This window comes from Labrys sp. F242 (assembly GCF_057813875.1).
Genome location: NZ_JBVASG010000002.1, coordinates 289,710 through 313,721, shown reverse-complemented (window position 1 = coordinate 313,721; position 24,012 = coordinate 289,710). Strand labels below are relative to the sequence as shown.

Genomic DNA, 24,012 nt, shown 5'->3' with positions numbered 1-24,012 from the left:
GTGTTCAAACCGTGTGAGATAAGGCCCTGTTGCCCGGTCTTTTATGGCTAGACGGCGCAAGTGACAAGCAAATTGGGTGACAGTGAATTGGACCGGAAGGAACCATGTCTGGCTTGTTGACGCTGAGCGAGGCGGCGCGACGCGCGACGGTGAAGGCTTTGGCGCCCGCCGAGCCGATCGTCTACGTCACTGCGCCGGATCCGCGCGAGGCCGCGCGCAACGCTTTGCCGACCCTCGGCGCCGGCGTCCTTCTCGCGGTTCTCAGCCTGCCGATCGCCTGGGCCTGCCTCGTGGCCGTCTGGCAGGCTGTCCACAGTGGCGGCTCGCTGATCCTGCCGGCCCTGTTCAGCCTCCTCGCCGTGCCGGCCTTCCTGTTCGGGCTTTACCTCACCTGCGCGCCCTGGGCCGCCTACCGGCGCGCCAAGGATCGGGTGGTGCTGATCACGGATCGGCGCCTGGTGCTGATCTCCATCCGCAGCGGCATCGAGGAAGTCCTTTCCGGCAGAGCCATTCTGGGCGTCGAGCGCAAGAGCATCGAACGCGGCTTCGGCACGCTGGAAATCCGCCATGAGGCGAAGGGCGACGAGGCCGAAACGACCTTGACCGGGCTCGACAATGTCATGGCGGCGGAACTCGCCATCCGGCGGCTTTCGCTTGATCATTCCGTCACCATCATCTCCCCCGTGCACTGAACGGCCAGAAACTGTCGCCTGCAGAACAGGGAATGTCCGGTTTCAGTCTTTGAGACATTTTCGTCCAGCTAGCATCACTCTGTCCAACTCAGGAGTGGCACGATGGGGGCGGAAGTAGCGGCCGAGACGAGGCGGTCCCGTTCGGGACGGCGCGGGGTGCGCAGCGGGCCGGCGGCACCCGCCTATATCACGCGCCGGATTCCGCCCTATGAGATCCTGTCGGAGGAAGCCCTCGTCCGTATCGAGGAGCACGCCGACCGCATCCTCGAGGAGATCGGCTTCGAGATCCGCGGCGACCAGGAAGCCGTCGACCTCTTCCGCCTGGCCGGTGCCGACACCGATGGCTGGCGCATCCGCCCGCCGCGCGGCCTGATCCGTTCGATCATCCAGGCGAGCTGCCCGGCGAGTTTCGTCCAGCACGCCCGCAATCCCGAGCGTTCGGTGGTGATCGGTGGGCCCAATACGGTGTTCTCGCCGGCCTATGGCTCGCCCTTCGTTTCCGATGCCGATCGCGGCCGGCGCTACGGCACGCTGGAGGATTTTGGCAATTTCGTGCGGCTGGCCTATCTGACGCCCTGGCTGCACCATTCCGGCGGCACGGTTTGCGAGCCGGTCGACGTGCCCGTCAACAAGCGGCATTTCGACATGGTGCTGGCGCATATGACCCTGTCGGACAAAGCGTTCATGGGGTCGGTGACCACGGCGCCGCGAGCCGCCGATTCCATCGAGATGTGCCGGGTGCTGTTCGGGGCCGAGTTCGTCGACGCCAATTGCGTCATCCTCGGCAACGTCAACACCAATTCACCTTTGGTGCTGGACGGCGAGGCATCCCGCGTCATCCGCACCTATGCCAGGGCCAATCAGGCGGCCGTGTGCGTGCCCTTCATCCTCGGGGGAGCCATGGGGCCGGTGACCACGGCGGGGGCGCTGGCGCAGTGCTTTGCCGAGGCCATGATGTGCGTGGCGCTCACCCAGCTCGAACGGCCGGGAGCGCCGGCCATCCTCGGCAATTTCCTGTCCTCGATGTCGCTGAAATCCGGCGCTCCCACTTTCGGCACCCCGGAGCCGGCGCTCGGCTATCTCGGCATCGGCGCGCTGGCGCGCCGGCTCGGCGTGCCACTGCGCTGCGGCGGCAATCTGTGCGCCTCCAAGATCCCCGACGCCCAGGCCGCTTATGAGAGCGCCAATTCGATGTGGCCGGCCTTTCTGGCCGGCGCCCATTTCATCCTGCATGCGGCAGGCTGGGCCGAAGGCGCCCTGGCGATGTCCTATGAGAAATTCGTGATCGACGCGGACCAACTCGGTGCCTTCCACACTTTTGCGCAAGGCATGCCGGTCGACGACAACGCCTTCGCCCTCGACGGCTTTCACGAGGTCGGGCCGGGCAAGCATTTCCTCGGCAGTGCCCATACTATGCGCAACTATGAAACCGCCTTCTATGACTTCCCGCTCTCGGACAACAATTCCTTCGAGCAATGGAGCGAGGAGGGTAGCCAAGACATCGTCCAGCGTGCCAACCGCAAATGGAAGGCGATGCTGGCAGCCTACGCGCCGCCGCCGCTCGATGCGGGCAAGCGCGAGGCTCTGGAGGCCTTCGTGGCTGAGCGCAAGGCAGCCATGCCCGATGCCTGGTATTGATGCCAGCTTCGCCGTCGGCTGGGGCCTGCCAACAAATCGCCGCATTGCATAAAGCAGCTCTTCGGGTTAAAGCCGCTTGTCCAATTCTGGGGATGAAAATGGCCGAAGCACATCACGACACGATGACCTCGCACGACTTTTCTGATCACAAGAACACCTATGAGGGGTTCCTGCGTTTTTCCGCGATCGGAATGGCCTGGACTCTGGGCATCGTGGTTGCGCTGGCCATCGGTGGCACCAGCGGACGCTGGGGCATCTGCTCGATCATCGCGATCCTGTCGACCATCGCCACCGTGTTCGGCATGGCGGTGAAGAGCTGGAGCTGGAAGCCCGGCGCTCTCGTGCTGATCCTGGGACTCCTCATTCTGCTGCTTCTCTCCCACTGAGGTGGCCGCTGCCGAAGGGCGGGGACGTCCCGACCTTCGGTGCCGGCATGCGATATCGGGATGCCGTTCCCGCCTTGCCTCTCGATGAATGATCGTGGTCCGCAAGGTGCGGGCCTTCTGGCTTGCCTGCAGCCAGGTACGAGCCGGCGCGAGCCCGGCACTTTCCCGTGTAAGAGGCACTATAGGGGCTGTGCCTTCGCCATCGGCGGCCATTAGGCTGGCAAGACCGATATGGGCCTTCCCGATCCATCCCGCTGTCCTAAGCAGTCCATGGCGTCTCGTCCGCATTGATCATCCGGCTCGCAATGAGGCGGAATCCGGCCTAACAATAAAACGGCAATGGTAATGCTCGGGAGGAACATGCGATGCGGCAGTGGCGGCACTATTGGTGTCCCGGCACCGGCTCCCTGGTCGTCGACGTTGCCTTTGCCTGGGCGGGAATCACGCCCGAGCGCATCCTGATCGATACTGACAAGGGCGAGCAGCAGGCGCCCGACTTCCTCGCCGTCAATCCCGCTGCACAGGTCCCCGTGGTGATCCTGCCCAGCGGCACCGTGCTGACGGAGACGGCGGCGATCCTGCTCACCATCGACGAGGCTTCCGCCGGGGCCGGTCTGCTGCCGGCCGCCGGCTCTACGGCGCGGGCCGTTTCGCTGCGCTGGCTGATGTTCCTGGCGACCAATGCTTATCCGGCCGCATTGCGGACCTATTACGCCGATCGCTTCACCACCGATGCCAGCGAGGCGGCGCGGGCGGCGGTCGCCGAAGCGGCCCGGCGGGATTCCGACCGCATCTTCACCCTGCTCGCCAACGAGATCGCCGGGCCCTTCCTGCTGGGTGACAATGTCACCATCGTCGATGTCTATGCCGCCATGATTGCCGGCTGGCACGAGCAGGCGCGTGCCCTGCCGGCTTTCCGGGCGCTGTACAAGGCCCTGATGGCCCATCCGGTGATCGGGCCGGCCTGGCGGCGGCACGAAGGGCGGCCGGATTGATCCGTGTTCGGTTCTTCAAAGGGCTTTGACGGGGGGAATGCAGGCGCTACATCTTGGTGCGGGCAGGCTTGAAAATCTCATCCGCAACTGTCAGCCTCACCGGCAACAACCAACGGCGTTTTGCGATTTGACGGAATCGTCGAGAATCGCAGAGACGCTTTAGCCAGTCCGTTGGATTGGCTGGAAACAAGAAGTTAGAGCAAACAAGCGTTCAGTCGTGAACGCGCTGCTCGGGGAGACGAGATTCTCATGACGAACCTGACCTTGCTGGGCGATATCGGCGGCACCAACAGCCGGTTTGCCCTCGTCGTTCAGGGCCGCACCGATTATCGCAGCGAGCGGCATTACGAGAACAAGCGGTTTCCTACCTTCCGCGATGCGATCGAAGCCTACATCGCCGATGTCGGCGAGCGGCCCAATGCCGGGGTCGTCGCCATTGCCGGGCCGGTGGCGGGCGAGATGGTCGGGCCGACCAACCGGCAGAGCTGGCTGTTCAATCCGCCGACCCTGGCGGCGGAACTGCGCTTTGCGCGTCTCGACGTGATCAATGATTTCGAGGCCGTCGCCCACGCCTTGCCGCATTTGGCGCAGGCCGACACCACGGTGATCGGCAATGTCACCGCCAGCGCGGCCGGCGGCAATATGGCGGTGCTCGGGCCCGGTACCGGGTTGGGCGTCGGTGCCCTGGTGCGTGGTGGCTCGCGCTGGATCGCGGTGCCTTCCGAGGGGGGGCATGCCGAGATCGGCGCGCCGGCCGGGGACTGGGGCAAGGCGCATGAGCTCATCCGCAGCAGGATCGGCCGCGTCTCGGGCGAGCATGTGCTGTCGGGGCCGGGACTGCAGCGCATCGACGCCGCGCTCGCGGCCCTTGCCGGCCATCCCGCCGAGCGCAGTGCCGCCGAGATCGGCACGGCGGCGGTGGCGGCCAGCGATCCGGTGGCGGTGGAGGCCACGCATCTGTTCTTCGACTATCTCGCCCGCTTTTCCGGCGACGTCGGCCTGATGTTCGCGGCCAAGGGCGGCGTCTTCCTCTATGGCGGCGTGGTGCAGAAGCTCTCGCCGCTGATGGATGAGGGCGCCTTCCGCGCTGCCTTCGAGGCCAAGAGCCCGCTGGAGAAGTTCCTGCGCGAGATCCCGATCCGGCTGATCACCCATCCAACGCCGGGCCTGATCGGCTGCGCGGCAGTGGCGGCGCATTGGTAGGGATGGCAAATTGGGGGCGCGACAAGCCGTCTCCCGCGAGGGGAGAAGAAGATCCTTGTGAGATGGCTGATCAGATCGTGGTCGTGCCAGCCTTGTCGGGACCGGGGCTCCTCAGCACCCGCAGCAGGATGAACACCGCCATGGCGGCGTGAATGCCGGCATTGTGGAGGTAGAGGCCGGGATCGCCGAGCCATTGCATGATGGAGTAGGCGGTGATCGGACCGAGCACGGCGCCGATGCAATAGAGGAACAGCAGGGCAGCGGCGACGCCGACGGCATTGTCGCGGCCGGTGATGTCGTTGGTATAGGCCGAGCTCGCATAATATTGCGTCGAGATGATGCCGCCGAGCACGAAGCCGGTGATCACGAAGGGCCAGCCGACCAGGAGCTTGCCGGACCAGTAGATGCCGATCTCGACCAGAGCTGTGACGAGGGTGAGGCCGATCAGCACCTTGCGCCGGTCGAAGGCGTCGGAGAGCCGGCCGACCGGAAATTGGAAGGCGGCCGAGCCCAAGGTGATGGCCGAGATCAGCGTGCCGGTCTGTACGCCGTCCATGCCGAGCTTGGTGGCGTAGACAGGCGTCAGCGACCAGAACGGGCCGTTGGCAAAGCCGATCAGCGTGGCGCAGACGAAGCCGACCGGCGTGGTGCGCAGCAGCCAGAGGAGACGCATGCCGGGACGACGGCCGTCCCTGGGTGGCGGGCCGTCCTCGATCAGCAGCAAGGGCGCCAGGCAGACGATCACCACCGCCGCAGCGATACCGAAAATGGTGAAGGCGGCCGGATCGCCCAGCCGCATGAACTGGTTGCCGATGGCCCAGCCGCCATATTGGGTGATCGAGTAGAGGCCGAGCAGGCGCCCGCGGATGCGGTTCTCCGCCCTGCCCTGCAGATAGCTTTCCACGATGGCGTAGATGCCGGCCAGGAAGAAGCCGCGCAGGAAGCCGATGATCACCCAGGCGTGCGGCTCGACCAGGGTGCCGGCGACCAGGATCATCGCCGCGCCGCAGATCGAGGACAGGCCGAAGGCCTTGATATGGCCGAAGCGCTGGACGAGGCGCGGGGTCAGGAAGGCGCCGGCGAGCATGCCGCCGAAATAGGCCGAGCCCATCAGGCTGATGGCCAGCGCCGGAAAATGCTCGAGCTCGGCGCGCACCGGCAAAAGCGTGGTGAGAACGCCATTGCCGGCCAGCACGCCGGCGACGGCGACCAGCAGGGCGGCGATGGAAGCGTAGGAGGAACGCAAGGCAGCGAACTCGTGGCAGGAGAGCGGGTGGAAGGGGGTGTGGAGAAGGCAGCTCAGACGGCCGGCGCCGTGCTTTCCTGAAGGAAGGGCGGTCGCGAAAAACGGCGGATCAGCCAGGAACGGAACAAAGCGATCTCCGGGCGGTCGAGGTCGTCGGGGTGGATGGAGAGGTAATAGCCATAGCCATCATCGACATGGATGTCGTAGGGGCGTACCAGGCGGCCGGCCCGGATCTCGTCCTCGAACAGCACGGGATCGACCAGCGCCAGGCCTTCGCCCGATAGCGCATATTGCACCGCGAGCTGGGCGGTATCGAAGACGAGGCCGCGATCGAGCGATCCCGGTGCGACATGGGCGGCCCTGGCGAAATTCTGCCACAGGAAGGCTGGAGGACGGCTGTCGAGCTTGACGTGGAGGAGATCGTTGGCGGCCAGGAAGCCGGCGATGTCGGTGCTATCGGCTCGCGCGGCGACGTCGGGATGGCACAGGATGGTCAGCTTCACCATCCAGAGGAGGTCGAGTACCTGCGGCGCTACCCGCGGCGGCGTGTAGATCACAGCGACGTCGGCCTCCCGCTCGGCATTGCCAGGCACGGGGCGGGAATCGATGTCGAGCCGGAGATCCGGGAATTCGGCCCGGAAATGGCGCAGGATCGGCACGGCGAGGCGCTGGGCGAAGGTCGTCGGCAGCAGCACCCTGAGAGAGCGCTGCGGCTCGCCCCGCTCGCGCATGATCTCCTCCAGCGTGGTGTCGATGCGCTCGAAGGCCTTTTCGACGACAGGCAGGAGGCGCTTGCCGGCCTCGGTCAGGGCCGGCTGCGACGGCTTGCGATCGAACAGGGGCACGCCGAGGAAATCTTCCAGGCCGATGACATGGCGGCTGACGGCGCTTTGGGAGACCAGCAGGCTTTGGGCTGCGCCGGTGAAACTCCCCTGCCGCCCCACCGCCTCGAAGGCCCGCAAAGCGTTCAGCGGCAGCCAGCGCCTGTCCATGATGTCGAACCCCGTTGATCGCGGCGATCGGGAGAAAATCGCATCCTCTTACATCATCCGGTTCGGCCAAACTCAATGTTCCCTGCGCGACCTGGACGAGGGTCATGATGACGCATGGAGGTTAGGGGCGCCAAAGGAAGGGGCAGTCTGTCGGTCTCGACGTTTCGGCTCGCGAGCGATGCCGGCGGGAGGGCTCCGAGCCACTTATACCAACCTTCATGAATCGTGACCGGTGCGTGTGGATAGAACGCTGTCATTCTCAACCCCCGACTTGCGATGCAAGTCGGGGCGATGGCGCCGCCGAAGGCGGCGGGAAGGGAATCCAGGGCCGGGGTCTACGCTCGCTAGCCCCTGGATCCCCTTCCCCTCGCTGCGCTCGGCCGGGGATGATGAGTCATGTATTCTGTGGGCTGGTATCAGGGAGAAGGCTAGTCGCGACATCTGAGCACAGGGCTCTCGCTCGCGTCGGGCCGGGGACGATGGTATAGCCAGTCCATCAGCTCCGTTTTGCTGCCTCGCGTACCCCTTCATGCCTCCCCTTTCTCCCCCCGATTCACGCCCTTTGACCGGCATCGCGCTGGCCTCGGTCGGCTATTGCCTGTTCGCCATCCAGGATGCCGCCGTCAAATGGCTGGTGGCGAGCTATGAGGTGCCGCAGATCCTGTTCCTGCGTTCGGTCGTCATCCTGGTCGTGGGCATGGCGATCGCCTGGCGCCAGGGCCAGCCGCCGATCTGGCAGAGCCGCAACAAATGGGCGCTGACCTCGCGCGGCGTGCTTTTGCTGGTGGCCTGGCTCAGCTTCTACAACGCTTCGCGCTATCTGGGCCTCGCCGATCTCACCACCATGTATTTCGGCGCGCCGGTGATGGCGGTGGTGCTCTCCATCCTGATCCTGAAGGAGAAAGTCAGCGTCGCGCGCTGGCTTGCCGTGCTTGCCGGCTTCCTCGGCGTGATCGTGGCGGCCGATCCCTCGGGCCGGCCCGACTTCCTGCCGGCGGCGATGGTGCTGTTCGCCGCCTTCTGCTGGGCGTGGGGCACCGTGCTGATCCGCCTGATCAACCGCTCCGAAAGCACCGCCAACCAGATGATCGCCACATCGGGCCTGTTCGTGCTGGTGTGCGGGGCGGCGCTGCCCTTCATCTGGAAGACGCCGGATGCCATGGGGTGGGGCTTGATGCTCGGCCTCGGCCTGGTGTCGGGCGTCGCCCAGTACCTGCTCTATGAGGGCTATCGCTACGCTCCGGCCTCGGCCTTGGCGCCGGTGGAATATACCGGTCTGGTCTGGGCCTTCATCTATGGCTACCTCCTGTGGCAGGATGTTCCCAAGCCCCACGTCTTCGCGGGTGCTGCCCTGATCGTCGTCGCCAGCCTCGGCCTGGTCTGGTGGGAGGCACGGGCGGCGCGGCTGAGGACGGTGTGACAAATCTCAAATACGTTCCGGCCAATTCGTTGGATTTGTCCTGAAGCCAAGAGACAGCGTTTAAAGCCGTTCTGTCGTGAACGCTTTGCTTCGGGGGCACGCAATGATCAATCGGTGTACGCATTGCGGGCAAGCACCCTGCCTCGCCTTCTGGCGCGAGCTGACGCTCGGGCCGACGGGCTCGGCGCGCTGCCTCCAGTACGATTGCAAGGTCGGCCTCACCCTCGGCCCCGCCGTGACATCGACGGCCGCGACCGCCTTGGTGCCCTTTCTGCTGCTCTTCCTCGTCTTGCTCAAACTCGCCTTGGGACGATTGGAGCTGGATTTCGTGCCCGTCTCCGCCTTGCTGGCCGCCGCCTTTCTCGTCGTAGCCTTGGCGGGGCGCTGGTACCGCGTGCCTCTGCGCGTTGACGAACTCTCCAATGCGCAGACGGTGGCAGAGGGGGAAACGCGCGTGGCGCGGGCCAAGGAATCCTGAAAGCCCTATTCGAAAATCTTGGCGGCTTCCTCAGTCGAAATGCCGTCCTTGAGGCGCGCCATCTGCTGATAGGCTGCCGTGATCACCAGGGTGAGGCAGAGCATGATGAGGCTGAGAGCAATCAAGAATACGACGAAAAGTATCTTGAAATCGTAGAGGCTGAGCCCAAACCCAATCAGCCGGATGGCGGTTAGAAGTATCGCCAAGATCAAGACCAAAGCGAGAATCAACATCAAGATGATGGCGCCGATCCGCCAGCGCTGCCCAGCCGTGAGAGACAGGTTGCGGCGAATGGCCCTGAGCGGGCCGCCTTGCTCCAGTGTGGCGGCCGGTAAAGCCGCAAAAAAGAAGGTCGAGATGGCAGTCTGCAGCACGAGCCACGCGAGGCTGAGGCCGACACGCATCGTGACGCTCGGAAAGGTCTGCGACACGCTGCCGATCACAAGCCTCCAGCCGTAATGGATGAGGGCAAGCGCTACGAACCAAAGTATGACGGCGAGGAGGGCCGGTACGAAACGCCGCAACAGGGAACGCCAGAAACCATGCCCGCCGTGAAAACGGTCCCGACCTGTTACCAGTACCATGCTCATGCTGGCGAGCAGAAACAGGGTGCTGCCGGCTATTGGCAGGCCGATCAAGCTGGCGGGGTGGACGAATAGAAAATAGTAAGAGGGATATTTCGAGAAGAAATAGGTTAGAGCAATAAAATCACGCAGGAATAGACTTACTATAAGGCCAGCGATCTGAAGCAAGTTGAGCAATATCAGGACAACGAAGCGTCGCCGGAACAATTCCCAGGCACGCGCATAGACAGCCCCAATTGCAATATGTTCGGTCACGTCAGCCCTTCGCTTGCTACTCTCCGCCGCTACTTCTCATGCGATGGGATCGGAAGCAAGCCGTACAAGACGATGGATACGCAATCGCATCACTTCTTCTTGGCTGCAGCACCATGCCTCCACGCCATCGCGAGCGCGTCCTGCAATTCCGCTTCGCTCGCGGCTGAGAGAGTGAGCGTGGTCCAGCCCTGCAGGCCCCAGGCATTGGCAACAGGGCGAAAGACATCAGGGGCAAGCAGGCATTTGAATTCCTGCTCTTCCGGCGTGAAGCGCAGATTGGCGCTCAGGCCGTCGGGGGCGAGGGTGGCGTAGATGCGCACGGCCTTGAAGGCGGTGCGCTCGAAATGCGGCGCCTCGCTGGTGCCCGCGAGCGACAGGGCGATCCGCCTGAAATCACCGGCATCGGCCATGATGCGTTTTCCCCGCTATTTCGAAGTCGAGCTTACCTCTTCGCAACCATGAGTGACATCGTCTTGCCAAGGCCCGCGGCTCTGGCTAGGCAAAGGGGATGAAGACCATGCTCTGTCTCGTCCTCACTTTCCTGTTCGTCGCCGCGACGGTTCCGGCGCTTGCCGCCACGCTGCCGGCCAAGCGCCCTCTCGCCTGGGTCGGTACCGGCGTGCAGAGCGAGCGCGGCGCGCCGCCGAGCCGCTGGCGCATCCATCTCGTCTTCGACATCAACGGCAACGCCCGCATCGACTATCCCAGCCTGCATTGCGGCGGGGTGCTGATCCGGCGCAGCCAGCACGGCGCCATCGTGCGTTACCGCGAGCATATCCGCTACGGCCGCGGCACCTGCGTCGACGGCGGCATGGTGACGGCCTGGCGGCGAGGCAACCGGCTGTTCTGGCGCTGGAGCGGGGTGAACACCCGCTTTCCCGGTATCAGGGCACGAGCAACCCTGGTGCTATCGCGGCATCGGGGGCGGTAGAGGGCGGAGCCTATAGTGGCTTTGCCTAGTCGACGGTAGAGCCAACCGGCGCAAAAAAAGGGCGCTCCTCAGCCCAACTGCATCGTCGTCAGCATCACCTCATCCAGCATGTAGCCCATGCGGGCTGTTCGTCGTCTTCTGCGGGCCTTGGGGTGCGCTCTCATCTGCCTGATCAACGGTCCGAGGGCATGTTCGCGCTGAGGTTTTGATGGCACCTGAGACGACCGGCCTTGCCTGCGACTAGCCAGAACGGATTATAGAGGCGCAGAGTCCCCATGCGATCAGCATGGGCATGGCGCATAGAAACAGACGCCACCAAAGCGTGAGTAGAGGGAACTCGCGGCGCATCAGAATGATCATCGCGGTGCCGATGATGACGAGGAGGACCGCCGCGATCACTGGGAAAGGCATCCAGTCTTCCGGGCCCCCGGCCAATCCGGCTTGAATGTCGCCGCTGGTGTATGCCCAGGACACCATGGTCAGGAAAAGCAAGGTCGCGGTGGCGATGCAGATTTGCAAGAGGCCGAGCAGGAGAATGAGGAGGAGGCGCCCGTGGAAGCGTGTCCAGATCTGGGCGAATGTGGTGGTAGTTCGTGTGCCTGGCGACATGCCATTCCTTGCTACGAGTGCCTCAATGCTGCTCTTTCGCACGGCTCCGACCGATGGCCCAATGATGGTTCGATGGAAAGGCGTTGCAGGAGACCGCCCTACGGCTCGGCGTCTCGCCAGCTCTTCCCTTGCCGGAGAGTAGGGTGTTCCTGAGGGCAAGCAAGGATGCATGCGGTGGCAAATCAGATCCGCGTCTTCTCCAGCATCTTCTCATCCAGCGCGTAGCCCATGCCGGGCGTTTCGCTTAGCGTGATCATGCCCTCGGCGTCGACCGCCAGGGGCTCGGCCATCATGAAGTCGCGGCGCGGCAGGCTCCATTCCGGCGGGTCGTAGGGAAATTCGATGAAGGGCGCGTCGGCGAGGCCCGCGGTCAGGTGGCAGTTGGCGGCGACGCCCATGCCATTGGTCCAGGTATGCGGCGTGAAGGTGAGATTGTTCTCCTGCGCCATCGCGGCGACGCGGCGCAGGCCGGTGATGCCGCCGACCAAGGCGGCGTCGGGCTGCAGCACGTCCAGGCAGCCATCGCGGATGAGGTCGCGAAACTCGTAGAGCTCGCGCGTCATCTCGCCGCCGGCGATGCGGATGTCGACCATTTCGCGCAGGCGCCGCATGCCTTCCCGGTCGGAGCGGTGCAGTGGCTCCTCCATCCAGTAGACGCCGAGCCGTTCGAGTTCGCGGGCCACAGGGATCGCCTCCTTGAGCGTCCAGGGCGCATAGGCGTCCCAGGACATGCGCCAGCCCTGGTTGCAGTCGACCATCAGGTCGAGCCGGTTGCCGATACGGGCCCGCACCGCCTCCAACGCCTTGATGTCGGCCCGCCAGTCGCCGCGATGGAAGCGGATCTTCAGTGCCTTGAAGCCCTGGCCGAGATAGGCCTCGGCCGCGTCGGCGAGTTCCTCGGGCTTGCGCAGCGTGCCCGAGGAGGCATAGGCGGCCACCTTGTTCGAAAGGCCGCCGAGCAGCTTCCACACCGGCTGGCCGGTGATCTTGCCGGCGAGGTCCCACAATGCCAGGTCCAGCGGCCAGCAACGGCCGTAATGGAACTGGATGTTGGAGAGGATGCGGTAATGGCGTTCGATTGCCATCGGATCCTGACCGATGAAGAAGCGCTCATGGCCCTCGAAGCCGGTCATGGTGTCGCCGGAGCCATAGCCGGTGAGGCCCTCATCGGTGGTCACCCGCACGATGGTGGCGTCGAAGGCGGTGCGCGGCTTCGAATCCCAGCTCGCATGGAAGGGCGGGTCGAGGGGCAGGCGGTGATGGGTGATCTCGATGCCGGTGATTTTCATGGGATGTCCGCGCTCCAAATCAGTACGCTGTCCACACTGTCTTGAAATCCATGTACTTCTCGATGGCGTGGGGGGAGCGGTCGCGGCCGAAGCCCGATTGCCGGAAGCCGCCGAAAGGTGTGGCGAGCGAAGAGCGGTCGAAGCAGTTCACCCACACCGTGCCGGCGCGAATGCCCGAGGTGAAGCGGTGCGCGGCGTTCATATTGCCGGTCCACACCGCGGCAGCGAGGCCGTAGATGGAATCATTGGCCATGCGCAGCGCTTCGCTCTCGCCGGTGAAGGTGCTGACGACCACGACCGGGCCGAAGATTTCTTCGCGAGCCACGCGGTGCTGCGGCTCGACACCGTCGAGGATGGTGGCCTCGACATAGTAGCCGCCGCTCCCTGCCATCGCCTGGCTGCCGCCATGGGCCACCGTCGCGCCTTCGCGTGTGCCGATGTCGATATAGCTGAGCACGCGCTCCATATGGCCCTTTTCGACCAGGGCGCCCATCTGGGCTGTTGGATCGAGCGGATGACCGAGTGGGATCTGGCTCTTGGCGACCTCACCGATCTTCCGGACCAGTTCGTCCTTGATCGAGGCATGGGCGATCACGCGCGAGCCGGCGTGACAAGTCTCGCCCTGATTATAGAAGATGCCCCAGGCGATGCCGGAAGCGGCGGCGTCGAGATCGGCGTCACCAAGCACGACATGCGGGCTCTTGCCGCCGCATTCCAGCGCCACGCGCTTCATGTTGCTCTCGCCGGCATAGCGCAGCATCAGCTTGCCCACTTCGGTAGAGCCGGTGAAGGAGATCATGTCGACGTCAGGATGCAGTGCCAGGGGCTTGCCGGCTTTCTCGCCGAAACCGGGCACAACGTTGAGCACGCCGTCCGGCAGGCCGGCCTGTCGGGCGAGTTCGCCCAGACGCAGCGCCGAGAGTGGCGACTGCTCCGCCGGCTTCAGCACCACGCAGTTGCCGGCGACCAAGGCAGGGCCGATCTTCCAGGCGGTGATGATCAGCGGGTAGTTCCAGGGCACGATGGCGCCGATCACCCCGAGCGGTTCGCGCCTGACAATGGCGAGATCGTTGGGTCCGGTTGGCGCAACCTCGTCGAAGCTCTTGTCGGCGAACTCGGCGTAATACTGGATGCAGTCGGCGCAGAAGGGCACGTCGACGGCGAGCGAGTTGCCAATGACCTTGCCGACGTCGAGGGTTTCAAGCAAAGCCAGATGCTCGAGATCGGCCCGGATCAGCTCGGCGAAGCGTAGCAGGATGCGTTTCTTCTCAGCTGGCGGCTTCAGGCGCCAGCGCCCATCCTCGAAGGCGGCGCGGGCTGATGTCACGGCCGCCTCGATGTCCTCGGCGCCGCAATCGGCGACCTCGGCAATCGTCCGGCCGTCGATGGGTGAGGTCTTCGTGAATGTCTTGCCGGAAAGAGCGGGAACGTAGCGGCCGCCGATGAAGGCGCGGCCTTCCGGCTTGAGGGCTGCGGCCTTGGCTTCCCAGTCGGAGCGGGTGAGGGGGGTGGTGAGCATGGGGAGGATCCTGGGAGGAGCGCGGACATCCTGTCCGCTTTTGGAAACGAGGGGCGGACATCGCGACATGCTTGCATGTCGCTGAGATGTCCGCGCTCCTAGGCCTGCGTCAGCACGCGTTCGGCGAAGCGGATCAGGTCGGCCTCCTCGATCGTGCGACGGTTGGACGTGCGCATCGCGGCATTTTCGGGCCGGGCCATCTGCTCGGCGAGGCGCGTCGAGGTGATGCCGGCGAATTCGTCGGCAAGCGAGACCTTGATACCGATGGCGCGCACCAGCTTCTCGAAGGCGGCGGGCAAGGCGGCTGATGATGCGAGCCCCATCGCCCGCGCGGCGGCGGCGAAGCGCCCGTCATCGCCTTCGATGTTCCAATCGAGCGTGGCGATCATGCCGAGCGCCACCGAGCGGCCATGCTGGACCGGGCGGAGCGAGCCCAGCGCATGGCCGATATTATGGGCGACGGCGGTGCCGCAATTGTCGATGGCGATGCCCCCCAGCGCCGCGGCGCGCTGCAGCCCCTCGCGGGCGGCGAGGTCGCTGCCCTTGCCGACGGCATCGGGCAGGTTGGCGACGGCGAGGCGGATGGCCTCATGTGCATAGACGTTGTTGGCCGGCGTGGCGTTGCCGTTGGTGGTGGCCTCCAGCGCGTGGACCAGGGCGTCGATGCCGGTCCAGGCCGTCAGCACCGGCGGCAAAGAGAGCGTGGTTTCCGGATCGAGGATCACCTCGTCGGGCTTGAGCTCCTCGCCCCAGAGCCAGACCTTGGCCTTGTCCGAGCGGGTGAGGATGGCGGTGCGGGTGCATTCGGAGCCCGTGCCGGAGGTAGTGGGGATGACCAGCGAGACCAGGCGCTTGCGTGGAAAGGGGCGCTTGCACAATTCGTAGTCCTGCGCGGAGCGCCGGGCCGTGGCGGCCGTGGTCGCGACGGCGGCTACCACCTTGCCGAGGTCGAGAGCGGAGCCTCCGCCGAGCGAGATCACAGCCTTGGCCTTGGTGCGCCGTGCCTGGGCGGCTGCGGCATCGGCCGAGGCAATGGTGGGATCGCCACCGAATTCGGTGAAGACGGAGACGCCGAGCCCGGCCTTGCGCAGCGACTCCTCGACATCGTCGATCAGGCCGGTCGCCTTCAGGCCGGGATCGGCGACCAGCAGCACCTGCGCCCCCTTGCCGAGCCTGGCGGATGCAAGCTCGCCGGCGAGTTCCCGGGCCCCCGGCCCTCCGGTGATGCGTGGCAGATGGGAAAGCTGGTAGCGGGACATGGGGAACTCTGTTTCGGTGTGCCGGTCTTCAGACCGGCATGGGAGGCCGGAAGATGCCGGTCCCGCTCCATCGATTTCGATGGAGCTGAGCAGACCGGCACACCAACTCTATCTCCGCTCCCTGCGCGCCGTGTGCGCCTTTATTCGATGGCCCGATCCAAAAAAACGATAGCGCCGTTTCGCCGTGGCGGCAGGTCCAGGTGCGCGCTAGGCTCTCTTCGAATTCGTGAATCGAAGAGTGCTGTCATCCCCGGCGAGGCCGCAGGCCTCGGGAAGGGGATCCAGGAGCCCAAAATGCCTCGTGGCCCCTGGATCCCCTTCCACTCGCCCATAAAGGGCCCGGCCGGGGATGACGGGCCCGTGCTCTTCGGACAGGGGAATGGCACGCCATGGAAACTCCGATGGAACTTTCGCTCGAAACCTCGGAGCGGCCGCGCCGCCGTGGCCGCGAGGAGCGCCAGCGTGCCGGTGGTGCGGCCCCGGCGCGCAAGCCCCAGCCCCGGCGTCCGTTTCCGGCGGTGAAGGCCGTTTCGGACGACCAGCTCGAGGCCATCCATCTTGCCGCGCTGCAGATCCTGGAAGAGATCGGCCTCGACGTGCTGCATGCCGAGGCCAAGGCCATTCTCAAGGCCGAAGGCGCCGAGGTTGACCCGGGTTCCGACAGGGTGCGCTTTCCCCGCGGTCTGGTGGAGGCCAAGATTGGCCTCGCACCTGAAAGCTTCACGCTGCATGCGCGCAATCCGGCCCGCAACGTGGTGCTCGGCGGCGATCATCTCGCCTTCTGTTCGGTTGCGAGCGCCCCCAATGTGGCCGACCGCGAGGGCGGCCGCCGGCCTGGCAACCGCAAGGACTACCAGAACCTCATCCGGCTTGGGCAGACGCTCGACACTATCCATCTGTGGGGCGGCTATCCGGTCGAGCCGGCCGACATCCATGCCTCCGTGCGCCATCTCGATGCGCTCTCGGACATGCTGACCCTGTCGGACAAGCCGATCCACGCCTATTCGCTGGGCCGCGAGCGCAATCTCGACGCCATCGAGATGGCGCGCATCGCCCGCGGCATCGACCAGGAGACGCTGGAGCGCGAACCCTCGCTCTTCACCATCATCAACTCCTCCTCGCCGTTGCGCCTGGATACGCCAATGATGGAGGGCGTGATCCAGATGGCGCGCCGCAACCAGGTTACTGTGCTGACGCCCTTCACCCTGGCGGGCGCCATGGCGCCGGTGACGATAGCCGGCGCCGTGGCCCAGCAGAATGCCGAGGCGCTAGCCGGGCTGGTGCTGGCCCAGTCGGTGCGGCCGGGCTCGCCCTTCGCCTATGGCGGCTTCACTTCCAATGTTGACATGAAGACCGGCGCGCCCGCCTTCGGTACGCCTGAGCAGATGAAGGCGGCGCTGGTGGGCGGCCAGCTCGCCCGCCGCTACGGCCTGCCCTACCGTTCCTCTAACACCTGCGCGGCCAACACCATTGACGTACAGGCCGCCTATGAAAGCGTGTTCTCGCTGTGGGGCGCGGTGATGGGCGGGGTCAACCTGCTGATGCATGGCGCCGGCTGGATGGAAGGTGGCCTGCATGCGAGCTTCGAGAAGATGGTTGTTGATGCCGACCTTCTCGACATGATCACGCATTTCCTGATGCCCTTCCAGGTCGATGACGACGAACTGGCGCTGGAGGCGATCCGCGAGGTCGGGCCCGGCGGCCATTTCTTCGGCTGCGCCCACACCCAGGCGCGCTATCGCAATGCCTTCTTCGCTCCGATGATCTCCGACTGGCGCAATTACGAGACCTGGCAGGAGGCGGGATCGCCCACCGGCTATGACCGCGCCAACCGGATCTACAAGGAACGCCTCGCTGCCTATGAGGAACCGCCGATGGATCCGACCATCCGCGAGGAACTCGCGGCCTTCGTGGCGAAGCGCAAGGAAGAGGGCGGCGCGCCCACGGATTTTTGAAACGTTACTCCCCTCTCCCGAGTCGGTATCGGCCATTCCACTTGGAATGGCCTGGGGGCTGGGGGGGAGGGGATAGGCGTTGGTCCCAACCCTCACCCCTGGCCCCTTTCCCAACCTGGGAGATGGGAATCCCACACCAAGGAACTCCCCCATGAAATCCCACACCCGTGTCCTCGTCATCGGCGGTGGCGTCGTCGGTTGCTCGGTGCTCTACCATCTCGCCAAGGCCGGCTGGACGGACATCACCTTGATCGAGCGCGCGGAGCTGACGGCGGGTTCGACCTGGCACGCCGCGGGGGGCTTCCACACGCTTAACGGCGATCCCAATGTCGCCAAGCTGCAGCAATATACCGTGGAGCTCTACCGGGAGATCGAGGAACTGTCCGGCCAGTCCTGCGGCCTGCATCTCACCGGTGGCGTCATGCTGGCCGGCACCAAGGAACGCATGGACTGGCTGAAGATGGCCCATGCCAAGGGCCGGTATCTGGGCATGCACACCGAGATCATCTCAGCCGCCGAAGCCAAGAAGCTGATGCCGCTGATCGACGAAAAGCAGTTCGCCGGTGCGATGTACGATCCACTGGAGGGCCATCTCGACCCCTACGGCACCACCCACGCCTATGCGAAATCGGCGAAGATCCTCGGCGCCGAGATCGTGCTGCGCAACCGCGTCGTCGACATGGCCCAGCGCGAGGACGGCAGCTGGGACGTCGTCACCGAGCAGGGTAATATCCACGCCGAGCATGTGGTGAACTGCGGCGGGCTGTGGGCGCGCGAATGCGGCCGCATGGTCGGCCTCGAGCTGCCCGTGCTCGCCATGGAGCATATGTACTTCCTCACCGAGGACATGCCAGAGGTCGCCGAGATCAACGCCTCCACCGGCAAGGAGGTGATCACCGCGCTCGATTTCGAGGGCGAGATCTATATGCGCCAGGAGCGCGGCGGCATGCTGCTCGGCACCTATGAGCAGGCTTGCGTGCCCTGGTCGGAGAAGACCACGCCCTGGGATTTCGGCCAGAACCTGCTCGAACCCGATCTCGACCGCATCGCCCCGTCGCTGGAAGTCGGCTTCCGTCACTTCCCGGCCTTCGAGAATGCCGGCATCCGCCGCGTCATCAACGGACCCTTCACCTTCGCGCCGGATGGCAACCCGCTGGTCGGCCCGATCAGGGGCCTGCGCAATTACTGGGTGGCCTGCGGCGTCATGGCCGGCTTCTCCCAGGGTGGCGGCGTCGGCCTCGCCTTGTCCAACTGGATGGTGCATGGCGATCCCGGCTTCGACGTCTGGGGCATGGATGTCGCCCGCTATGGCGACTGGACCACGCTCTCCCACACCAACGCCAAGGTGCGCGAGAACTACGCCCGCCGCTTCCGGATACGCTTCCCCAACGAGGAACTGCTGGCGGCTCGTCCCTTTCGCACCACGCCTGTCTATGACCGGTTGGAGAGCCACAACGCCGTGTTCGGCGACATGAACGGCCTGGAACACGCGCTCTGGTTCGCGCCCTCCAAGGAAGAGGCCAAGGACGATTTCTCCTTCCGCCGCGCCAATGACTTCCCGCATGTCGCCGCCGAGAGTGCCGCGGTGCGCGAGGGCGTCGGCCTGCTCGAGATCTCGAACTTCGCCAAATACGAGATCTCAGGCAAGGGGGCGGAAGCCTGGCTCGATACCATCCTGCCCAACCGCCTGCCGGCGAGGGGGCGCATGGTGCTCACGCCCATGCTGAACGAAAACGGCATGCTGATCGGCGATTTCACGTTGGCTCGCGAGGCCGACGACCGCTTCATGATCTTCGGCTCGGGGCTTGCCGAGCAATATCACATGCGCTGGTTCCAGGCCCGCCTGCCCGAGGCCGGCGTCAATTTGCGCGCCCATGGCCTCGACCTCGTCGGCTTGCAGATCGCCGGCCCGAAGTCGCGCGAACTCCTCGCCCGCCTCGTTGACGCCGATCTCTCGAAGGAGGCCTTCCCGTTCATGGCGGTCGGCCGCTTCAATGTCGGCATCCTGCCCGCCCTGATCGGGCGCGTCACCTATACGGGCGATCTCGGCTATGAAATCTGGGTCAAGCCCGAGCACCAGCGCGCGCTGTTCGATCTGCTGATGAAGGAAGGCGCCGGTCTTGGCATCAGGCTGTTCGGCGGGCGCGCCCTCAACTCGCTGCGCCTGGAAAAGAGCTTCGGCTCCTGGTCGCGCGAATACCGGCCTGTATATACGCCCTGGGAGGCTGGGCTCGAGCGCTTCGTCTCGACCCAGAAGAACGATTATATCGGACGCGATGCATTGCTGCGCGCCCGCGATGAAGGCCCCAGGCGCCGCCTCGCCACCTTCGTGGTCGACGCCCTTGATGCCGACGTCATCGGCGACGAGCCGATCTGGCTCGATGGCAAGGTGGTGGGCTGGGTCACCTCGGGCGGCTATGCCCATCACGCCAAGGCCTCGGTGGCGCTCGGCTATGTCGAGGCGGCGGCCTTCGACGCCTCGGCGCCCTATGAGATCGAGATCATCGGTGACCGCCGCCCGGCCAGGGTGGCGCCCGAGCCGCTGTTCGATCCCAAGGGGCTGAGGATGCGGGGGTAGGCAAATCTGGTGCGCGAACATCTCAGCGACATGCATTCATGTTGCTGAGATGTTCGCGCTCCAATCACTGCCGCGAATAAAGCCCCGTGAAGCGCACGTTCTCGCCGCCGCAGGCATCGTTGTCGATCACCGCGATATAGGGCCCGAGCTGGACCATGCGGGCCGCGCAACGCTTGGGGCCCGCATTGGCCTCCTCATAGCCCATCTGCTGGCCGCCATAATAGCCGAAGGCGAAGTCCTGCTCGTTGGCGTCGCCCTCGACCTCGAATTCGCCTGTGTTGACATAGGAACCGGCATCGTAGGTGGCGTTGCCGCGCACGAACATGCGGCCGTTGCCGGTCGTCTTGATGGTGATGACCGAGCGCCCGTCATAGGTGCTCCAGCGGCCGTCCCAGCGCGGCTGGACCTGGACCCGCGAGAGGGATGACAAGGGCAGCCAGCTCGCAATGTCCGTGCCCTTGCGGTCGACATAGTTGGCGCAGGCGAAATCGCCCTCGATCTCGTTCACCACCACCTTGTCGCCCTCGACCAGGAAGGAACGCTGCCGGCAGGCCGGCGAGAGGGACGGGCAGCTTTCACGCTGGCTGGTTGGTCCCTTGATGAAGAAGGTGCGTCCGCTCTCGGCAACCTCGTAGAGGCCGATGGCGGAAAGGTCGTTCTGGAAGTTGAAGCCGCGGCAGACGCCGTTGGCGGCGAAGGCGGAACCGGTGGCGGCGGCGAGCAGCACTACGGCGGCCAGACTGGAACGGAACATGTCTCTTTCTCTGATCATTGCCTGAAATAAAGGCCGGTGAAGGTGACGTTCAACCCGCCGCAGGCATTGTTGTCGACCACCGCGATATAGGGGCCGAGCTGGGCCATGCGCACGGTGCAGGTGCCGTCGCCGCTGCGGGCATCTTCGATGCGCCCTTGTTTTTCGCCGTCATAGGCGAAGGTGAGCGTCGACTCCCGCGCCTCGCCGAAGACGTTGAATTCGCCGGTATTGACGCTCTGGCCGTTGTTATAGGAGGCCGAGCCGTTCACCGAGATGTCACCGCCCTTGATTTCCTTGATATCGAGGATGGCGTTGCCTTCGGCGTTGCGCCAATTGCCTTTCCAATCGGGCTGGACATTGCTCTTGCGCAGGGCCGAGAGGGGCAGCCACAGCGCCACGTCCGAACCCTTGCGGTTGAGATAGCTCGCGCAGGCAAAGCCGCCGGAAGTGCGGTTCACCACCACGCGGTCGCCGGTGATCAGGAAGCTGCGGGCCTGGCATTCGGCCGAGGTCGAGGGGCAATCCTCGCCGTCCGAAGAGGCGCTCTTGACGAAATAGGTCCGGCCCGGCGCGGTGACTTCGTAGAGATCGACGCCGAGCGGATCGTCCTCGATATTGAAGCCGCGGCAGATGCCGGCGTCTCGGGCAAGGGCGGGCGAGGCGGCAAGTAAAACGCAAAGCAATGCAAAGGACAGTGAGCGGCGAATCATCGTGCAACCCTGAAGGAACATCGTCCTTGGAGCCGATTTTCGCGGTTTCGTCTATGCCTTCGGAAACAGGCGTTCCCAGCCCCGATAAGACCAGATAAGCAGTACGATGCCCGCAGTCGACATCGTCCAGTAGTCCACCGGCGCCACCCAGAACCAGTGGATGTGCCAGGGCACGAATTCGGGGCTGAAGCGGGCGAGGCCAAAGGCGGGGTTCAGGACGAACCACAGGAAGTCCTCGCTCAGCCAGAAGATCATGATGCAGGCGATCACGCGCGCTTCCAGCCGCCAGGACCAGGCCCAGGCGAACACCAGAGGAAAATGGAAGAAGATCGCCATGAACGGGAACACCCAGGCGTGATAGCCGGTCATGGGCCGGCCGCCCCAGAAGATGTCGAGCAGCCAGTGATGCTCGATGCGCCAGGTCGGCAGGCTGGTAGCCCAACCATGACCGCCTTCGATCTGGATCTCGACATTGGCGAAGAAGAAGGCGAGCACGAGCACCAGGACGACGAGCACCAGCGGTTGGGCGAGGCCGCCGCGCCGCGCTACGGCCGGGGCGTGCGGAAGGTCGAGGCCGGTCACGCCAGAGCCTCCAGCACGATGCGCATGGCGTCCCGCCCGGCCTCGGGGCGGCCGAGGGTGCCGGCCTGGCGGCGCATGGTTTCCAGGCGCCCCGGCTCGGCCTTCAGCAGGGCGACATGGTACTCGAGTCCGATCTCGTCGATGGCCTTCATGGCCGCGCCGTTCTCCATGAGATAATCGGCGTTGCGCTCCTCCTGCCCTGGGATGGGGGAACTGAGCAGCATCGGCACGCCCATCGCCAGGCATTCGGAGGTGGACAGGCCCCCGGGCTTGGTGATGACGAGATCCGCCGCCGCCATCAGGCGTGGCACCTCATTGGTGAAGCCGAGCGGAAAGAGCCGGCCGGGCTGGCTCGCGGCCAGGGCCTCGAGTTCCTCCAGCGTCTTCTTGTTCTTGCCGGCCAGCACCACGAGCTGGAGCTCGGGATCGGCGGCGATGAGGCGCTTGGCCACCGGCCCGACGCCGAGGCCGGCACCGCCGCCCATCAACAGATAGGTGCGCTTGGCGGGATCGAGCCCGAAGGCGGCGGCACAGGCGGCGCGGTCATGATTCTGCGCGAAGGCCGGCATGATCGGAATGCCGGTAACGTGGATATGGTCTGCCTCGATGCCATGGGCACGCAGCCGGAACGCGACCTCCTCATTGCCGGCGAAGAAGCCGGACATGCGCGGGATCACCCACATGCGGTGGAGGTCGAAATCGGTGATCTGCACGAAGACCGGCACGTCGAGCCGCCCCTTGCCGATCTCGCGCATCAGGAGTTCGGCCGGCAGGAAATGGGTGCAGACGATGGCGTCGGGCGCGAAATCGTCGATGGCGCTGCGCAGCGGCCGGGTCGAGAGGCGTTCCACCGCCCGCCGCAATTTCTGGGAGACCGCGTCGGGCTGGGCTTCCGAACTCGCCTGGTAGAGCATGCCCCACAGGGCCGGATGCTTGGTGACGAGCTTGATGTAATAATCGGTGTAGATCTTGCGGAAGGTCGACGGCACATAGTCCATCACGTCCAGATGCATCGCCTTGGCATCGGGCGCCAGCAAGAGCGTGGCTTCCTTCAGCGCTTCGGCTGCCCGCATATGGCCGGCTCCAGCGGAGACGCTGAGGAAGAGGATGCGGCGTGCGCCGGAGCAAAGCGCGTTCATGACCGAAGACCCTATTATTCTAGCTCATCACTTCAACGCGTCTTTGCGATTCTTGCCGATTACGTCAAATCGTAAAACGCTTTGGCCGAGGCGGTCGGTTCCCTTCGCAATGCTGCGACTTGGGGAGGGAGAGGCCGATTTGTCAACCGGCCGGGAAGCCTTACAGTCCGCCCTGCCAAGCTTTGATGCCGGCGATCGGGTAGACCAGCATGAGGACGTTGAGGGTGAGATTGTCGCGGATGGCATAGAGCGCGAGCAGCTCGAAGAAGATGGCGAGCGCCACCGTCACCCAGACGGGCAGGCGCGAGGCGATGAGGAAGCCCACCAGCATGAACAGGATGTCGCTCACCGAGTTCAGGATGCTGTCGCCCTCATAGCCCAGCGCGATGGTGCCCTCGCGATAGCGGTTGATGATCAGCGGGCTGTTTTCGAGGATCTCCCAGCCCGCCTCGACCACCAGAGCCAAGAGGGCCCGAAAGCCCAGCGGGCGACCCCGCGCCACCAGCCAGAACAGGCCAAAGAACAGGAAGCCGTGGATGACGTGCGAGAGCGTGTACCAGTCGGCGATGTGCTGGGAATTGTCGGCGGTGTTGGGATCGCCGACCCAGAGCTTCACCGTGCCGCAGGTGCAGATCGGATTGCGGCCCATGGCGAAGAGAATCAGCGCCGCGAGGGCGATCAGGCCCGCGCCGGCCAGCCAGTAGCGCAGCGCCGAGGTAGAATTGGCGCTTCCTGCGACCGTTTCGGAGGAGGGATTCATGGCGCGGCCGGTTCCTTTATGACCGGGCGTGTGTCCCA

Annotated in this window: 22 protein-coding genes and 1 pseudogene; 10 read left to right on the top strand and 13 right to left on the bottom strand. The window is 65.0% G+C overall.

The window, feature by feature from the left end:
* Positions 1 to 104: 104 nt before the first annotated feature.
* The 5 genes from ACZYTC_RS17050 to ACZYTC_RS17030 all read left to right on the top strand — a co-directional run bounded on the left by ACZYTC_RS17050 (position 105) and on the right by ACZYTC_RS17030 (position 4,914).
* Positions 105 to 692 (top strand): hypothetical protein, encoded by a 588-nt coding sequence (locus ACZYTC_RS17050; RefSeq protein ID WP_434959301.1) that lies wholly within the window; start codon positions 105 to 107, stop codon positions 690 to 692.
* Positions 693 to 794: 102 nt separating this feature from the next.
* The gene (locus ACZYTC_RS17045; RefSeq protein WP_488990153.1) at positions 795 to 2,330 is read left to right on the top strand and encodes a trimethylamine methyltransferase family protein; all 1,536 of its coding nucleotides are present in this window, start codon (positions 795 to 797) and stop codon (positions 2,328 to 2,330) included.
* A 98-nt stretch (positions 2,331 to 2,428) separates the two neighbouring features.
* Positions 2,429 to 2,716: an aa3-type cytochrome c oxidase subunit IV gene (locus ACZYTC_RS17040; RefSeq protein WP_434959303.1), complete on the top strand. Its 288-nt coding sequence runs from the start codon at positions 2,429 to 2,431 to the stop codon at positions 2,714 to 2,716.
* Positions 2,717 to 3,081: 365 nt separating this feature from the next.
* Complete coding sequence (locus ACZYTC_RS17035) at positions 3,082 to 3,711, top strand: glutathione S-transferase family protein (RefSeq protein ID WP_454812065.1); 630 nt, start codon at positions 3,082 to 3,084, stop codon at positions 3,709 to 3,711.
* Between the two features lie 249 nt (positions 3,712 to 3,960).
* Positions 3,961 to 4,914, top strand: a complete 954-nt coding sequence (locus ACZYTC_RS17030) for a glucokinase (protein WP_488990152.1) — start codon at positions 3,961 to 3,963, stop codon at positions 4,912 to 4,914.
* Positions 4,915 to 4,984: 70 nt separating this feature from the next.
* Here ACZYTC_RS17030 and ACZYTC_RS17025 read toward each other — a convergent pair.
* Together ACZYTC_RS17025 and ACZYTC_RS17020 are read right to left on the bottom strand one after the other, a co-directional pair.
* Positions 4,985 to 6,283 (bottom strand): annotated as a pseudogene (locus ACZYTC_RS17025) (MFS transporter); the annotation flags it as partial.
* The gene (locus ACZYTC_RS17020; protein WP_434959306.1) at positions 6,214 to 7,152 is read right to left on the bottom strand and encodes a LysR substrate-binding domain-containing protein; all 939 of its coding nucleotides are present in this window, start codon (positions 7,150 to 7,152) and stop codon (positions 6,214 to 6,216) included. The pseudogene ACZYTC_RS17025 and the gene ACZYTC_RS17020, both read right to left, overlap by 70 nt.
* Before the next feature lie 529 nt (positions 7,153 to 7,681).
* Here ACZYTC_RS17020 and ACZYTC_RS17015 point away from each other — a divergent pair.
* Together ACZYTC_RS17015 and ACZYTC_RS17010 are read left to right on the top strand one after the other, a co-directional pair.
* Positions 7,682 to 8,572: a DMT family transporter gene (locus ACZYTC_RS17015; protein ID WP_488990151.1), complete on the top strand. Its 891-nt coding sequence runs from the start codon at positions 7,682 to 7,684 to the stop codon at positions 8,570 to 8,572.
* Positions 8,573 to 8,675: 103 nt separating this feature from the next.
* The gene (locus tag ACZYTC_RS17010) at positions 8,676 to 9,050 is read left to right on the top strand and encodes a hypothetical protein (protein WP_488990150.1); all 375 of its coding nucleotides are present in this window, start codon (positions 8,676 to 8,678) and stop codon (positions 9,048 to 9,050) included.
* Between the two features lie 5 nt (positions 9,051 to 9,055).
* On the opposite strand, the gene ACZYTC_RS17005 is transcribed toward ACZYTC_RS17010, so the two are convergent.
* Positions 9,056 to 9,889, bottom strand: a complete 834-nt coding sequence (locus ACZYTC_RS17005) for a hypothetical protein (protein ID WP_488990149.1) — start codon at positions 9,887 to 9,889, stop codon at positions 9,056 to 9,058.
* A gap of 89 nt (positions 9,890 to 9,978) precedes the next feature.
* Complete coding sequence (locus ACZYTC_RS17000) at positions 9,979 to 10,299, bottom strand: MmcQ/YjbR family DNA-binding protein (protein WP_488990148.1); 321 nt, start codon at positions 10,297 to 10,299, stop codon at positions 9,979 to 9,981.
* A gap of 98 nt (positions 10,300 to 10,397) precedes the next feature.
* On the opposite strand from ACZYTC_RS17000, the gene ACZYTC_RS16995 reads away from it, so the two are divergent.
* Positions 10,398 to 10,820 (top strand): hypothetical protein, encoded by a 423-nt coding sequence (locus ACZYTC_RS16995; protein ID WP_488990147.1) that lies wholly within the window; start codon positions 10,398 to 10,400, stop codon positions 10,818 to 10,820.
* A gap of 240 nt (positions 10,821 to 11,060) precedes the next feature.
* Here the strand turns inward: ACZYTC_RS16995 and ACZYTC_RS16990 are convergent, their stop codons facing one another.
* From ACZYTC_RS16990 to ACZYTC_RS16975, 4 genes are all read right to left on the bottom strand, one after another.
* Entirely contained in the window at positions 11,061 to 11,429 is a 369-nt protein-coding gene (locus ACZYTC_RS16990) for a hypothetical protein (RefSeq protein WP_488990146.1), read from the bottom strand.
* 182 nt (positions 11,430 to 11,611) lie between these two features.
* Entirely contained in the window at positions 11,612 to 12,718 is a 1,107-nt protein-coding gene (locus tag ACZYTC_RS16985; RefSeq protein WP_454812082.1) for a mandelate racemase/muconate lactonizing enzyme family protein, read from the bottom strand.
* Positions 12,719 to 12,737: 19 nt separating this feature from the next.
* Positions 12,738 to 14,237, bottom strand: coding sequence for an aldehyde dehydrogenase (locus ACZYTC_RS16980; RefSeq protein ID WP_488990145.1), 1,500 nt, complete (start codon positions 14,235 to 14,237; stop codon positions 12,738 to 12,740).
* Positions 14,238 to 14,335: 98 nt separating this feature from the next.
* Positions 14,336 to 15,496, bottom strand: a complete 1,161-nt coding sequence (locus tag ACZYTC_RS16975; protein WP_488990144.1) for an iron-containing alcohol dehydrogenase — start codon at positions 15,494 to 15,496, stop codon at positions 14,336 to 14,338.
* A gap of 401 nt (positions 15,497 to 15,897) precedes the next feature.
* Between ACZYTC_RS16975 and ACZYTC_RS16970 the strand changes: the two genes are divergently transcribed.
* Both ACZYTC_RS16970 and ACZYTC_RS16965 read left to right on the top strand, forming a co-directional pair.
* The gene (locus ACZYTC_RS16970; protein WP_434959315.1) at positions 15,898 to 17,451 is read left to right on the top strand and encodes a trimethylamine methyltransferase family protein; all 1,554 of its coding nucleotides are present in this window, start codon (positions 15,898 to 15,900) and stop codon (positions 17,449 to 17,451) included.
* 151 nt (positions 17,452 to 17,602) lie between these two features.
* The gene (locus ACZYTC_RS16965; RefSeq protein ID WP_434959316.1) at positions 17,603 to 20,029 is read left to right on the top strand and encodes a GcvT family protein; all 2,427 of its coding nucleotides are present in this window, start codon (positions 17,603 to 17,605) and stop codon (positions 20,027 to 20,029) included.
* 64 nt (positions 20,030 to 20,093) lie between these two features.
* Here the strand turns inward: ACZYTC_RS16965 and ACZYTC_RS16960 are convergent, their stop codons facing one another.
* The 5 genes from ACZYTC_RS16960 to ACZYTC_RS16940 form a co-directional block, all read right to left on the bottom strand.
* Positions 20,094 to 20,783, bottom strand: coding sequence for a hypothetical protein (locus ACZYTC_RS16960; RefSeq protein WP_434959317.1), 690 nt, complete (start codon positions 20,781 to 20,783; stop codon positions 20,094 to 20,096).
* 14 nt (positions 20,784 to 20,797) lie between these two features.
* Positions 20,798 to 21,493 (bottom strand): hypothetical protein, encoded by a 696-nt coding sequence (locus tag ACZYTC_RS16955; RefSeq protein ID WP_434959318.1) that lies wholly within the window; start codon positions 21,491 to 21,493, stop codon positions 20,798 to 20,800.
* Between the two features lie 51 nt (positions 21,494 to 21,544).
* Positions 21,545 to 22,075, bottom strand: coding sequence for a hypothetical protein (locus ACZYTC_RS16950; RefSeq protein WP_488990143.1), 531 nt, complete (start codon positions 22,073 to 22,075; stop codon positions 21,545 to 21,547).
* The gene (locus ACZYTC_RS16945; RefSeq protein ID WP_434959320.1) at positions 22,072 to 23,214 is read right to left on the bottom strand and encodes an MGDG synthase family glycosyltransferase; all 1,143 of its coding nucleotides are present in this window, start codon (positions 23,212 to 23,214) and stop codon (positions 22,072 to 22,074) included. The genes ACZYTC_RS16950 and ACZYTC_RS16945 overlap by 4 nt, the downstream gene beginning before the upstream one ends.
* A gap of 160 nt (positions 23,215 to 23,374) precedes the next feature.
* The gene (locus tag ACZYTC_RS16940; protein WP_434959321.1) at positions 23,375 to 23,974 is read right to left on the bottom strand and encodes a DUF2585 domain-containing protein; all 600 of its coding nucleotides are present in this window, start codon (positions 23,972 to 23,974) and stop codon (positions 23,375 to 23,377) included.
* Positions 23,975 to 24,012 lie beyond the last annotated feature (38 nt).

Coding starts and splice junctions, on each gene's coding strand:
- ACZYTC_RS17050 (WP_434959301.1), top strand. CDS start 105: ATGTCTGGCTTGTTGACGCTGAGCGAGGCGGCGCGACGCGCGACGGTG.
- ACZYTC_RS17045 (WP_488990153.1), top strand. CDS start 795: ATGGGGGCGGAAGTAGCGGCCGAGACGAGGCGGTCCCGTTCGGGACGG.
- ACZYTC_RS17040 (WP_434959303.1), top strand. CDS start 2,429: ATGGCCGAAGCACATCACGACACGATGACCTCGCACGACTTTTCTGAT.
- ACZYTC_RS17035 (WP_454812065.1), top strand. CDS start 3,082: ATGCGGCAGTGGCGGCACTATTGGTGTCCCGGCACCGGCTCCCTGGTC.
- ACZYTC_RS17030 (WP_488990152.1), top strand. CDS start 3,961: ATGACGAACCTGACCTTGCTGGGCGATATCGGCGGCACCAACAGCCGG.
- ACZYTC_RS17020 (WP_434959306.1), bottom strand. CDS start 7,152: ATGGACAGGCGCTGGCTGCCGCTGAACGCTTTGCGGGCCTTCGAGGCG.
- ACZYTC_RS17015 (WP_488990151.1), top strand. CDS start 7,682: ATGCCTCCCCTTTCTCCCCCCGATTCACGCCCTTTGACCGGCATCGCG.
- ACZYTC_RS17010 (WP_488990150.1), top strand. CDS start 8,676: ATGATCAATCGGTGTACGCATTGCGGGCAAGCACCCTGCCTCGCCTTC.
- ACZYTC_RS17000 (WP_488990148.1), bottom strand. CDS start 10,299: ATGGCCGATGCCGGTGATTTCAGGCGGATCGCCCTGTCGCTCGCGGGC.
- ACZYTC_RS16995 (WP_488990147.1), top strand. CDS start 10,398: ATGAAGACCATGCTCTGTCTCGTCCTCACTTTCCTGTTCGTCGCCGCG.
- ACZYTC_RS16990 (WP_488990146.1), bottom strand. CDS start 11,429: ATGTCGCCAGGCACACGAACTACCACCACATTCGCCCAGATCTGGACA.
- ACZYTC_RS16985 (WP_454812082.1), bottom strand. CDS start 12,718: ATGAAAATCACCGGCATCGAGATCACCCATCACCGCCTGCCCCTCGAC.
- ACZYTC_RS16980 (WP_488990145.1), bottom strand. CDS start 14,237: ATGCTCACCACCCCCCTCACCCGCTCCGACTGGGAAGCCAAGGCCGCA.
- ACZYTC_RS16975 (WP_488990144.1), bottom strand. CDS start 15,496: ATGTCCCGCTACCAGCTTTCCCATCTGCCACGCATCACCGGAGGGCCG.
- ACZYTC_RS16970 (WP_434959315.1), top strand. CDS start 15,898: ATGGAACTTTCGCTCGAAACCTCGGAGCGGCCGCGCCGCCGTGGCCGC.
- ACZYTC_RS16965 (WP_434959316.1), top strand. CDS start 17,603: ATGAAATCCCACACCCGTGTCCTCGTCATCGGCGGTGGCGTCGTCGGT.
- ACZYTC_RS16960 (WP_434959317.1), bottom strand. CDS start 20,783: ATGTTCCGTTCCAGTCTGGCCGCCGTAGTGCTGCTCGCCGCCGCCACC.
- ACZYTC_RS16955 (WP_434959318.1), bottom strand. CDS start 21,493: ATGATTCGCCGCTCACTGTCCTTTGCATTGCTTTGCGTTTTACTTGCC.
- ACZYTC_RS16945 (WP_434959320.1), bottom strand. CDS start 23,214: ATGAACGCGCTTTGCTCCGGCGCACGCCGCATCCTCTTCCTCAGCGTC.
- ACZYTC_RS16940 (WP_434959321.1), bottom strand. CDS start 23,974: ATGAATCCCTCCTCCGAAACGGTCGCAGGAAGCGCCAATTCTACCTCG.